Below are 11,805 nucleotides of genomic sequence, written 5' to 3'. Positions count from 1 at the left end.
AAATACCAAACCATACTCATAAATTCCCAAAGAATATCAGAAAAGACCAACCCAAAACAAAATCTTTAAAAATGATATGAATTAGTAGTTCAATTCCGACCGATCGATCAATCGACTAATAAATAAATTTTTTAAGCACACTCACGGATTAAATCTGTATCTTTTTAATTACTTTCGCTAATATATTAAGTAATGCGTGTTAGTTATAAGAGGTGGTTACTCACCGTTGCTTTCGGGTTCTTGCAAAAGTTCTCCTTGGAGGCTCAGTATATCCACCCATTTGATACACATCATCATAAAAGCCATGATTTTTCTACTGAAAGCACTTTTTCAACGAAATTGTTTTTCCCACCCCATCACAATTCGGAAAACATTTATCCAAAGAGCGTCCTTTCTTACCCTGAGTTGAATCAAAAAGTTTCCCAACTCTCAAATCAATATTTAGGTTCTGAAAATTATAATCGTTCGAAAAGTTCAAGGAGGGCAAATTTAGTTGAATTAAATTTATCCAAAAAACCTAACTCTGCTCCTAATCTTGTTCCAACCCTGCCTGATTTACTGTTGGATTTCGACCCTAATGATTTCCTGGAAAGAAAGACCTTCATTCATTCCAGGTCATATTACTTTCTTAGAGAGCTAAATTCTATCGAGAAACCTCTTCACTGGGAAGGTTCCAAAGAACTCGAGAATTACAATTCTCTGACCTCTTACCTTACTTTTGAATTTGGGCATTCGATGAATCAGCACCTTTCTCCATCGATGCTCTACTCAGGTACAAGAAAATTCCCAGATACGCGCTCGCCCAATATTCAAACCGACCAATTGAACTCGAAAGTTACAAAGCTAAAGGAACAAACCTTTAAACTTCAAAATTTATTTCATAATTATCCTCAATTCCTGCCAAAATCCAACTCTGCTCCAGCATTTTATTACGATATTTTCAGTTCCAATCCCCTTGAACCGATCGTCCGATTAGAAAATAACCAAGCTTTAACTACTGAAACGCTTGAAGACCCTGTAACTTCGATACAAAGCAGTAGACAAAGAAGGGCTGATTGGGTAACTGGCACCACTTACAACTGGGAAATAGATGACTTTACACCTGGTGCAGATTCTAAATTAAACCAACCTGATAATTTCACAGCCTACCCAAGTAACAGTCAAAAATTTAATTTAAGTATCATCGCTAATGACGGCGTCGATTCATTAGCGGTATTGGCTTATGGCATGACTGGCGGAAATGCACTAAATGATTATACAGGCACTAGTGGATTCAACTTTTTAACCATATCAGGTTGGGGTGCGTCTGGAGATGTAACCAGTTCCTTTAACCTTACTACCTCTGGTAGTGGAGGGCATACAGGAATTGATGCCTGGCTCAACGGATTTGACGGGTACAATCAACCCACTGATCTTTGGGGTGTTCATAAAAATGGTAACGAGCTTTATTTAACCTACGAATTTAGTAATCTAAACTTTAGTCCTGTCCCTGAACCGTCGACCTATTTTTTAACCGGTGCCCTTTTCTGCGTAATTGCCTGCAATCGGGAAAGTCGAAGATCGATAAAGAAGCTAGTTTCTCTTTTTTACAGCAGGCATTCCAGAAAAGAAAATCCTACCGAAATAGAAAATCAGGTCTCGTAAGGAGAACCGATGGCTTTGTTTTTTCGCTTTATTCTAATCCTTGCCTGCTTTGAAGGTCCCCGGGTATCTATTCATGGGCAAGATACGATTCCAGAAAGCCTAAAAAATCGTTTATTAGTTATCGATCCGTTAACTTCGCCAACCTTGAAGTATTATTGCCTTCAGGAATCTTTTTTTGCTGAATCTCTACTTCACATATACTCGGCTGACAACCCCATGGATTTTATCGCACGGATAAGCTTAGAATCCAGTTTATCAATCAACCGATCACCCCTGAAACTTTCCACTATTTCCAGTTCATCGATTTCCGATTGGATGCTTGGTAATTACTTTGATTCCATCGAAATTAGTCGTGCCCGTTCTTCTTTCCTCTTAGAAGAATCAGAAAAAATTGAACAGTTTTTTAATGAGGACAGGAAAAAAGGACTTCTTCAATTGGCGATAATAACCAAGGAAATAAGAGATCGAAATTTTACTGAGCAATTAACTAGTACTACTCCAAGTAAAAAATTAGAGGTTATAAGCAAACAAGAAGAGGGAGGAATTGAAAAGTTTGCCCTCTACCTACTTTTGTGCGGTGGAGCCTTGACTATCTATTTAGTAATGGCACCGTCAGGAGGTGCAACACATGGTAATAGTAAGGCTAAAAAAATTGAATTGGCTCGAAGGAAAAAGTGGCTTGAACACATAAGACAAAAAGGATGGATTGACCGAACAACCTATCACTTTCTCCTCAAAAAGATCGAAGACCTTCCAGCGTGGCTGGGAGGAATTAATCCACCTGATCAATCAGCAGAAACGGCAGAGGGTAATGAGACTTCAGTCGATTTAAGCAAGCGAAAGAGTGGAGAATCCGTGGTCAAAACCAAGGATACATCTGAAGATAATACATCGCGGTAGGTTTCCAATGTCTTAATAAATTTATAAAATTCTGCAGACATTTTACTACTATCATAAGCCTCGGCGTAAATCGCGGATGCCTTGGCGTCTGCTTCCCCGTAAATTTCCTGCACCCGCTTGTAGGACTCTGACTCAATTTCCTGAAGGTCTCGTTCCTTTTTACCAATAATCTTGGCTGCCTCCCCTGCTCCTTCCGAACGGAAACGGGCCGCAATTTGCTGACGCTCACTGACCATACGCTCATAAATTCTACGACGAACCGTTTCGTTGTAATTGATCCTTTTAAATCGAACATCGAGCAACTCGATTCCAAAGCCAGTCAATTTGGCAGCGGCTTTTTTGAAAATCTCCTCCTCCACTTTTTCACGTCCAACCTTGATTGAATAAAGCAGACCGACTTTACCAATACCCTCAGTAAGTAGCTTATCCGTCTCGGCCACACGGTCTTTGGATGTACGCACGATCTCAATAAGTTCATGCTTTGCCACCGCGTTACGGGTCTCACTTCCTAAGATATCATCAAGTCGGGAAAGGGCACTACGTTCATCGCGCAAACGCAAGAAATATTGCATGGGGTCGCTAATACGCCAACGAGCATAAGTATCAATTATCAAGTAGGTCTTATCTTTGGTAGACATTTCATTGGCCGGACCATCCCAGGGAAGAAAACGTTTCTCTATACGATTGACCTCCTGAATAAAGGGTAAGCGGTAATGTAGTCCTGCTTCCGTAACTGGTTCACCAACAGGCTTTCCAAATTGGGTAAGGATAACCTGGTCTGTTTCTTTGACCACATAGGTACAAAGATAGAACGCAATCGCTCCGAGAATAATAAGTATGGCAAGTGCTTGAGTCTTCATCGTGTGAGTGCTCCTTTTCCAGAATCGTTCAGTTGTAAGAGAGGAAGAATCTGAGAGGCATCCTCGTCCAAAATAATTTTCTTACCCATTTTTGGCATCACTTCTTTCATCGATTCCAAGTATAAGCGGGTTCGGGTAATTTCTGGCGCTTTCTTGTACTCGGCAAGCATGGATTTGAAACTGGCCACATCACCGAGGGATTCATTAACCCGTTTGAGGGCATAACCCTCCGAAGCTTGGATCTTTTGATCCGCAACCCCACGGGAACGCGGAACTTCTTGATTATACTCGCCGTTTGCTTCATTGATCATACGTTCTCTTTCCTGTTGAGCTTGATTAACCTCGTTAAAGGAAGCCTGAACGGGCGGTGGCGGGTTAACATTTTGTAACTGGATTTGATCAATACCTATGCCCAACTCATATTTGTTTACCAAACTTTCCAAACGGTCGCGTGCCTCTTCTTCGATTTCCTGACGCCCGATGGTAATGACCTCGTCGACTGTACGGTCCCCCACCACGGTACGCATGACTGACTCAGACACATAACGCAAGGTACCTTCAGGATCCAAAACATTGAACAAATAAAGCCTCGGATCACTAATACGATATTGAACAATCCATTCAACCTCGGCCGCATTCAAATCTCCGGTAACCATGCTTTTTTCACGGGTGCGGGTACGGGGCTCCGAAAATTGGTTGTTGTTACTCGCACCAAGTGTGGCAAAACCAAACTCCTGCTTAAGTTGGCGACGGACAGGTAAAACATACACCTTATCAACTCCGTAGGGTGCCTTGAATCGCAAGCCTGGCTCAACGGTCTTGAGATACTTACCAAAGCGCAAGACCACGCCCTGAGACTCTGCTTGGACGGTGTAGGTGGATGTGATAGCCCCGCTAATCACGGCGATGGCGATAATGACCCATAGGATCAAGCCATTGCGGATAAACTCGGGGATACGAATTTCAATTGGTTCGTTCATAGATAAAAGAGCGCAGTCAACAGGAAGGTAGACAGGAGGTCAATGATGGACGAAATAAATAACTTCGATTGCCTTATTTAATCTCGTACTTTTGGCGCATCGAGCGACGGACGTCACTAGCACTATATGAAAATCCAACCTCAGCTTCTTCTTTGAGTAGACGAATGGTCTTGGTCACGGAAGTAACTTCCCGAATAAAAGGGCTATCCATGTGATAGTGCTGGTCAAAAGGATAGACCGAACCAACCTGGTCAATATTCGATCCGGACTCAGAATCAACAACCTGAAAATGTGTATGGCCAGATTCCAAAGTCAATTCGGCACATCTAAGGAGGCACAAGTCCCCAGTCATAGGATGATCACCTCCCCGAAAAGTTACCCTTCTGACATTCTCTCCAAGCTTGGTATCTGAATAATAAGCAGGTCCATAAAGGTTACCCACTCCACACCCGCAAAGAATTACTAACAAAAGAACTGAAAAATAAAACTGAATAGAACGGAAAAACATTCTCACTTGCTTAACTTTCTCGGCTTGAAGGTACAAGCCAAGAGCAAACTCAGGATACTACTTTCTTGGACTCGCGCTTACGTGCGTTAAAATCTAGTATGCGTTTACGCAGGCGTATCAGTTTAGGGGTCACCTCGACTAATTCATCGGGACCTACATATTCAATCGCCCGCTCCAGTGAAAAGCGAATCGCAGGGGTCAAAGCTTCGGTCCTGTCACTTCCCGCTGCCCGGTGATTGGTCACATGTTTGGCTTTGGTCGGATTGACGGGCAAATCCTCAGTCCGTGGATTCTCCCCAACAATCATACCCTCATAAACTTCTTCCCCTGAACCAATGAACAATTTACCCCGCGTTTCAATATTCCGCAGTGCATATGTATTAGACTCACCTTTTTCCATGGATACAAGCGTTCCCGTTTGACGGGTTCGAATTTCTCCAGTTACCGGGCGGTACTCCAAAAATAAGTGGGATAAAATTCCCCGACCGCTGGTAATATTAAGAGCCTCAAACTCCAACCCGATCAATCCACGGGTAGGCATGATTGCCTGCAAACGAGTCCATCCATTGGAGGCGGACATATCATCCACCTGCCCCTTGCGGTTTGCCACAGCCTGCATGCATCCACCGAGACATTCGTCAGGCACTTCCAAATATAAAGTCTCGTATGGTTCGTGCATCCGCCCGTCGATTTCCTTGCGAATAACAGATGGTCGACTTACCAAAATCTCAAAGCCTTCACGTCTCATTGTTTCCACAAGGACAGCAACTTGCATAGCTCCACGGGCACTGACTTTAAATTCAGTGGAATCATTTCCATCCTCCACCTTGATCGATACATTGGTGCGGGCTTCGCGAAATAAACGTTCGCGAATTTCACGGGAAGTCACACGGTCTCCTTCGCGTCCAGCCAAAGGTCCGTCATTTACCGAAAAAGACATCATAACTGTGGGAGGATCAATCTGTACAAAAGGTAAACCCTCAGCATCCGGGCTACCCGAAAGAGTTTCTCCAATATCAACCTCTTCAAAGCCTGCAACCCCGACAATATTTCCAGCCACACCCTCAGATAAATCCTGAGTAGCTAAAGCACTGTACTCAAATACTTTTGTAACCTTTGACCGGGGTGAAGATCCATTCTCACCAATCCTCCAGACTGGATCTCCTGCCTTGACCTTACCGGAAAGCACTTTGCCAACCGCGATGCGTCCAACATAGTCAGACCAGTCGACATTGCTGACCAACATGCGAAAGTTGGGATCATCATTAATTACTGGAGCAGGCACACGATCAACAATTGCCTGAAAGAGTGGAAGCATGTCGGTATTCTCATCGTCCAGGGAAGCCTTAGCAAAGCCTTCCTTAGCACTGCCAAAAAGAAAAGGTGCATTAAATTGTTCGTCTGTGGCTTCCAGTTCCAAAAAGAGTTCCAACACCTTGTCCTGCATTTTGGCAGGCTCAGCATTGGGCCGGTCAATCTTATTGACGAATACCACCGGTAATAAACCGGCAGCCAAAGCCTTTTGCAAAACGAATCGTGTCTGGGCCTGTGGACCTTCGTGGGAGTCCACCACCAACATTACACCGTCCACCATCTTCATTACCCGTTCAACCTCGCCCCCAAAATCAGCGTGACCAGGGGTATCGACTACATTGATTAAGTATTCCTTCCAACGCACGGAAGTATTCTTCGCCTTGATTGTAATTCCGCGCTCACGCTCCTGGTCCATCGAGTCCATCGCGCGATCATCGATTGCCTGATTCTCTCGGAAGACACCAGACTGCCTAAGTAGTTGATCGACCAAAGTGGTCTTTCCGTGATCAACATGGGCGATGATCGCGAGGTTACGAATATGTGTGGAATGTGGTGCGGCGGAATTCATGCAAGCGACCAAAAGTATCGACAACCTTGAGCATTGGCAAGGCAAGCTTACACTCCAAGCGAATTAATTTTCAGCCTAGTCAAAAACCAATTATCAATTGCTTTTACAGATTCATTAATCCAAGAAAGCTCACCGCAAATAATGCCAGTCCGATTCCCCAGCACAAACTTTTGAGCCAAACCATTTCATCAGAACTCTCTCTACCTATGTATTTATTTATTTCCATGATTTATTGTTATTACAGGTTAATTTGGTGAGAAGGGTTTTGCATCAGGCGTGCCAATCGTACTTTCAACTTCGAATTGAGTGTAATTTCTTCACCTTTTTTGCCCGGCCGGGGCAGGATGAATTTCTCTCATGCTTGAAACAAATAATTTTCCCAAAATTTTAAAGCTTTCGGGTTGTCCTTTTGACCACTCATCATTCAGATGATTGCCCGATGCATTTGCTTCAGGAAATTACCGTTATTGCCACCGTTAGCGTATTGGTCACCCTCATTCTCGGGCGACTAAAACTTCCTGTGGTTGCCGGGCTTGTACTCTCGGGTGCCCTGGTTGGCCCCAATGCACTTTCACTTGCCCACGACCCAGAAGCCATTGAGGTAATTGCTGAAGTTGGCGTAATTTTCCTTCTCTTTACAATCGGCTTGGAATTTTCTCTTGCCCGTTTGCGCAATATCTTTCGCCAGGTTGCTCTTGGCGGCTTAATCCAAGTAAGCGTCACTGCTCTTGTAACCTTCGCAATCTGTGTAGGTTTTGGTCTCTCCACTCCGCAGGCAATTGTGTATGGTTTTGTCTTTGCTTTATCCAGCACGGCCTTGGTTCTTCGTACTCTTGGAGAGCGTGGTGAATTAGACGCACCCCATGGGCGCTTTATTGTGGGTACCTTGATCTTTCAGGATCTTTGCATCGTTCCCATGGTGCTTATCGTACCCTTACTTTCGTTTGGGCTCGATAAGCCCGAAACCTGGCAAGCAATTGGCATAGCTTTAGCCAAGGCTGCACTCATGGTTACCCTGCTCTTTGCCGCCTCCCGCAAGCTTGTTCCCCTACTCTTTCGCTGGGTGGATTCAAGCCGCAGTAATGAAGTCTTTATCCTTACTGTACTTTGCCTTTGTATTGGAACCGCTTACCTTACCTCCCTAACAGGTCTATCCCTGGCACTGGGTGCCTTCCTTGCCGGCATGATTGTGGCGGATACCGATTTCCGCCATCGGGCGATGGGTGACATTCTACCACTGCGCGATGTCTTTGTAAGTTTCTTCTTCGTCTCCCTGGGGATGTTTTTTGATTTTCAATTACTCGCCGACAAGCCTGTAGAAGTAGGTCTTCTTCTTCTCGCTTTCATTGGCGGGAAAGGGTTGATTGCCATCCTTGCCGCCTCCTTTATGCGTTTTCCCCCTCGGGCTGCCTGGTTGGCCGGAGTAGGCCTGGCTCAGTTTGGAGAGTTTGGGTTTGTGATCCTCCAACTCGCAATTCACGAAGGGGTGGTGCTCGAATCCGAAATTGGTCCTTTACTCAACGCAGGAATTCTCAGCATGTTTCTAACCCCTCTACTTGTTTATAAAGCTCCTCACTTTACTGCCGGAGAACGAGCACTCGATCCACTTGCTAAACTCCTACGGGCAAGAAGTGCAGAAGAACTCGAGCATCGTACAGTCGGACATAATGATCACATTGTGGTCATTGGATACGGGCTGGCCGGACGTTTACTCACCAACAGTTTAAGCCGCTTAGATATTGAAGCGGTTGCCCTGGAGATGAACTCGGATAACGTTGAGCTTGGTCGCCGGTTGGGTGATCCAGTCTACTATGCTGATGCCACCAGTGAAGAAGCTCTTGGCCATGCCCATGTCGAGACCTGCCGGGCCATCGTCATTATGATTAATGACAACCAGGCAATTGAGCGGGTCATTTCCACAATTGGTCGAATGAAGGTACAAGCACCCGTTTTTGTGCGCACTCAATACATGCGTGGATCGGAACAACTCAGCAAAGTCATACCGGTCAATGTGGTCGCATCTGAAGTGGAAGGAGGGCTGGAAATTCTTTCCCTTGTTCTACGTCAGCTCAAGATTCCGCGAAATTTAATTGTCCGTGAAATTGATCAGGCACGTGAGGAAACAATGCACTCCGACCGCGAGCATTCCTCCTCCCCTCTACCCCTGGCAGCCCATGCGGGGCTCAAGGACTTGAAGGTTGAGAACTTGTTAGTCACTGAAGGCAGTCGGGTGATTGGACAATCTCCCCGGGATCTCGACCTAGCCGAAAAATCGGGTGTTTCCATTCTCGCGATTCGACAGGGAGAATCTTTGATTGTCCATCGTCTTGCCGATTCAACTTTTTGCGCCGGTGATCTTGTGTACTGCATCGGGAACGATCAGGACTTACAAACCATTACACCCTGGTTTGATGCCGATCAGGCAGTTCAGCAAGCAGACGCACATGGATAAAATGAACGGTACAGGAAATAAATTTAAGAACAGTTCACACAGGTAGTTGCTTCAGGTGCAACTTCCAAACGCTCAAAAGCGATCGGTTTTCCGCAAAATATACAGGTTCCAAATATTCCGTTCTCTATGCGTTGTAAGGCGGAGAGAACCTCGACTTTTTGCATTTTTTTGCGACGACGTGCCGCAAGAATGAGTTGTTGGTCCTGCATCGCTTCCATTCTCGATAAACGACCAAGGCCTTTATCCGGGGAAACTGCTTCGGCTGATTCTGCCGTCTTAGCCAGGTATTGTTCGATCTCCTCGAGAGATTCCTGCAATTGCTTGCGGAAACATTCGAGGTTTTGCGAATCTCTCATTGTCTGTATCGCAAAGAGCCTACCTGCCTTGGTCAACCCGATAATACCTACCTCCAGAAAAAAATATTCTATAATCCCTCTGAAAAGCTTGAATTTTATGAATCGATCGATCAAATTAGGTAATATGAAAATTGCACTCTCTACTCTCTTTATCGCATTGCTTATGCAGCCCGCTCTTTTTGGAGCAGAAAAATGTGCCCTCATGTTGGATGACGACATCGATCCGGAAGAATACTCTGAGGTCCTGGGCAAGAAGATCGAATTTTGCTGCGGTTCCTGCGTCAAAGCTTTCGACAAGGCTACTGCTTACTACATAAAAGCAGTACCTGCACTTGCCGAAAAGTTTTCCGCATCTGAAAAGAAGGAACTTGGCGTGGACAAAGTTGAATTGCTCGATCAACGTTTTTGCCCCATTTACAATGATCGGATTGTCAATCCCGAATCCAAATCCATTGAGTACAATGGAAAGACCGTCTACTTCTGGTCATCCAGTGCACAGCGCAGATGGAAGAAGGACCCAGAAAAGTATTTCAAAGAAGCAATGGACAAAGGAATACTCCCCCAGTTCAAGTCTTAAGTATTTATTTGTTACTTTATTAAAACCCTGTCGGTCAATACCGGCAGGGTTTTTTTATGACTCCTTGGAAACAAAGGCAAAGAGAACCCCTTTTTGGCATTCCACCCGTACTTCATCGGCAACACATTGATTACTCTGACTGACCATTCCGTCCCAGGAAAAATCTACCCCTTGCAATTCCCATTGCAGACCAGAACTCTCTACACCTTCACATTTTCCCATGGGGAGCAGGCTAAGGGTACTTCCCGACCTACCATTCAGTAAGAAAGATGTGCACGGAGTTATTCTCCTCACATACTCGTGGGCATCATCAAAGACCACTTCCACCGACGGGTTAATCCGGGCAGCGGTCATCAAATTGGAAAGGCAATGATCTGTTCGTTTTCCCAGTCCACCAAGGATGACCAGTTGTTTGGGAACTCCCCTATTCATCATCCAAGAAACCGATTTTTCAAAATCGGTATGTTCCTGGTCAGGTAATTTATGAATCTCTGATCGTGGAAATTTCGTTTGGATGTCCGAAATATCTCCACAGGAATCAAAATCTCCAAGTATTACATCCGGTTCAACATCCGCATGGCGATAAGCCAAGCAACCACCATCCACCGCGATCGAAAGTTCAGCCTCTTCCGACCGCCAGCTCAAAAGCTCGGCCGAAGGGGTATGCCCCGCCAGTGTCATTAAGACGATTGATTCAGACACAGTAAAAAAGGCTTATTGAAAAAAGGACCGTTGTTTCTCACTGATCGGGAGTTTCAACTTTTCCATAACCATGAGCATATCATCCCATACCTTACGCTTACTCGATTTGCTTGGGTTGTGGAGGAGGTAGGATGGGTGATAGGTGACCATCATGGGAATACCTTCGTATTCATGCCAGCTTCCACGCATCTGTCCGAGCCGGCGCTGAGGGTCAGGACCAAGCAATCCATCGGTCGCGGTCTTGCCAAGGGCAACCACGATTTTTGGCTTAATGATTTCCAACTGTGCCTTTAGGTAGGGCAAACAAAAGTTCAATTCATCGGAAGTGGGCGGGCGGTTACCGTAAGCACGTTCATGACGGGGACGAAAATTAACCACATTGCCAAGGTAAACTGATTCCCTCGACAGTCCCATGACAGATATAACTTTATCCAACAATTCACCAGCCGGTCCAACAAAGGGTTCGCCCGCTTCCTCCTCTTCTGGACCCGGGGCTTCCCCACAAAAAAATAAATCTGCATCCAAACTCCCAACTCCAAAAACCACCTTTGCCCCGGGATTAAGCTCGGACTGGCAAACCTCGCAACCCAACACCTGCTCCTTTAGCCAATTCCATCGTTCAGTCTTTGATCCATTGGGCAGTGAAATCTCCGGCGGTTTCGCCAGTGCTGGGTTGACTGATTTTAGAGTTGGTTGAGAAACAGGAGCAGTCTTTTCCTGAAGAGGTGCTTGGGTATCCGGAAGAACCTTAGCCACGGCAGGGGGTTCGGAGACTTGATCAAATCTAGGCTTATCAGGCACAGCGGCAATCGGTGGAGACTCCTTTTTCCCTCCTGCTAATAATTCCTCCAATCCCTGCAAAGTGGATTCCTCCATGTACAAATGGCGAATTCCTTCGGACCGTTGTCTTTTTAATTCATCCAAAACCGCCAAAGCCGCATCCC

General features: G+C 45.4%; 11 protein-coding genes. 4 read left to right on the top strand and 7 right to left on the bottom strand.

Translation table 11 applies throughout. The features are described 5' to 3' along the window. Positions 1-192 precede the first annotated feature (192 nt). Both ACKPQ4_RS08635 and ACKPQ4_RS08630 read left to right on the top strand, forming a co-directional pair. The gene (locus ACKPQ4_RS08635) at positions 193-1,644 is read left to right on the top strand and encodes a hypothetical protein (protein ID WP_407680786.1); all 1,452 of its coding nucleotides are present in this window, start codon (positions 193-195) and stop codon (positions 1,642-1,644) included. 9 nt (positions 1,645-1,653) lie between these two features. Next, a complete protein-coding gene (locus tag ACKPQ4_RS08630) occupies positions 1,654-2,544 on the top strand; it encodes a hypothetical protein (RefSeq protein ID WP_407680785.1) in 891 nt (296 codons plus the stop codon). Here ACKPQ4_RS08630 and hflC read toward each other — a convergent pair. The 4 genes from hflC to typA form a co-directional block, all read right to left on the bottom strand. Then, entirely contained in the window at positions 2,430-3,404 is a 975-nt protein-coding gene (gene hflC / locus ACKPQ4_RS08625; RefSeq protein WP_407680784.1) for a protease modulator HflC, read from the bottom strand. The two genes, ACKPQ4_RS08630 and hflC, sit on opposite strands and share 115 nt — an antisense overlap. After that, on the bottom strand, positions 3,401-4,384 hold the full coding sequence (hflK, locus tag ACKPQ4_RS08620) for an FtsH protease activity modulator HflK (RefSeq protein WP_407680783.1): 984 nt from the start codon (positions 4,382-4,384) through the stop codon (positions 3,401-3,403). Before hflK ends, hflC begins: the two co-directional genes overlap by 4 nt. Before the next feature lie 73 nt (positions 4,385-4,457). Then, the gene (locus ACKPQ4_RS08615; RefSeq protein WP_407680782.1) at positions 4,458-4,892 is read right to left on the bottom strand and encodes a CC0125/CC1285 family lipoprotein; all 435 of its coding nucleotides are present in this window, start codon (positions 4,890-4,892) and stop codon (positions 4,458-4,460) included. A gap of 49 nt (positions 4,893-4,941) precedes the next feature. Further along, a complete protein-coding gene (gene typA, locus ACKPQ4_RS08610; RefSeq protein WP_407680781.1) occupies positions 4,942-6,774 on the bottom strand; it encodes a translational GTPase TypA in 1,833 nt (610 codons plus the stop codon). Positions 6,775-7,183: 409 nt separating this feature from the next. Between typA and ACKPQ4_RS08605 the strand changes: the two genes are divergently transcribed. Next, complete coding sequence (locus ACKPQ4_RS08605) at positions 7,184-9,226, top strand: cation:proton antiporter domain-containing protein (RefSeq protein WP_407680780.1); 2,043 nt, start codon at positions 7,184-7,186, stop codon at positions 9,224-9,226. 23 nt (positions 9,227-9,249) lie between these two features. On the opposite strand, the gene ACKPQ4_RS08600 is transcribed toward ACKPQ4_RS08605, so the two are convergent. Further along, positions 9,250-9,582 (bottom strand): TraR/DksA family transcriptional regulator, encoded by a 333-nt coding sequence (locus ACKPQ4_RS08600; RefSeq protein WP_407680779.1) that lies wholly within the window; start codon positions 9,580-9,582, stop codon positions 9,250-9,252. Between the two features lie 124 nt (positions 9,583-9,706). On the opposite strand from ACKPQ4_RS08600, the gene ACKPQ4_RS08595 reads away from it, so the two are divergent. Further along, positions 9,707-10,159, top strand: coding sequence for a hypothetical protein (locus ACKPQ4_RS08595; RefSeq protein WP_407680778.1), 453 nt, complete (start codon positions 9,707-9,709; stop codon positions 10,157-10,159). A gap of 54 nt (positions 10,160-10,213) precedes the next feature. Here ACKPQ4_RS08595 and ACKPQ4_RS08590 read toward each other — a convergent pair whose 3' ends face one another. Both ACKPQ4_RS08590 and ACKPQ4_RS08585 read right to left on the bottom strand, forming a co-directional pair. Further along, on the bottom strand, positions 10,214-10,861 hold the full coding sequence (locus ACKPQ4_RS08590) for a thiamine diphosphokinase (RefSeq protein WP_407680777.1): 648 nt from the start codon (positions 10,859-10,861) through the stop codon (positions 10,214-10,216). Positions 10,862-10,873: 12 nt separating this feature from the next. Continuing rightward, on the bottom strand, positions 10,874-11,805 hold a 932-nt coding region (locus ACKPQ4_RS08585), incomplete at its 5' end, for a uracil-DNA glycosylase (RefSeq protein ID WP_407680776.1).

Origin of the sequence: Candidatus Chordibacter forsetii (genome assembly GCF_964187505.1) — a bacterium.
GTDB lineage: Bacteria > Verrucomicrobiota > Verrucomicrobiia > Opitutales > Seribacteraceae > Chordibacter > Chordibacter forsetii.
The sequence above is the reverse complement of the archived record's forward strand: the minus strand, read 5'-3'. Positions and strand labels throughout refer to the sequence as shown.

Coding starts and splice junctions, on each gene's coding strand:
- ACKPQ4_RS08635 (WP_407680786.1), top strand. CDS start 193: ATGCGTGTTAGTTATAAGAGGTGGTTACTCACCGTTGCTTTCGGGTTC.
- ACKPQ4_RS08630 (WP_407680785.1), top strand. CDS start 1,654: ATGGCTTTGTTTTTTCGCTTTATTCTAATCCTTGCCTGCTTTGAAGGT.
- hflC (WP_407680784.1), bottom strand. CDS start 3,404: ATGAAGACTCAAGCACTTGCCATACTTATTATTCTCGGAGCGATTGCG.
- hflK (WP_407680783.1), bottom strand. CDS start 4,384: ATGAACGAACCAATTGAAATTCGTATCCCCGAGTTTATCCGCAATGGC.
- ACKPQ4_RS08615 (WP_407680782.1), bottom strand. CDS start 4,892: ATGTTTTTCCGTTCTATTCAGTTTTATTTTTCAGTTCTTTTGTTAGTA.
- typA (WP_407680781.1), bottom strand. CDS start 6,774: ATGAATTCCGCCGCACCACATTCCACACATATTCGTAACCTCGCGATC.
- ACKPQ4_RS08600 (WP_407680779.1), bottom strand. CDS start 9,582: ATGAGAGATTCGCAAAACCTCGAATGTTTCCGCAAGCAATTGCAGGAA.
- ACKPQ4_RS08595 (WP_407680778.1), top strand. CDS start 9,707: ATGAAAATTGCACTCTCTACTCTCTTTATCGCATTGCTTATGCAGCCC.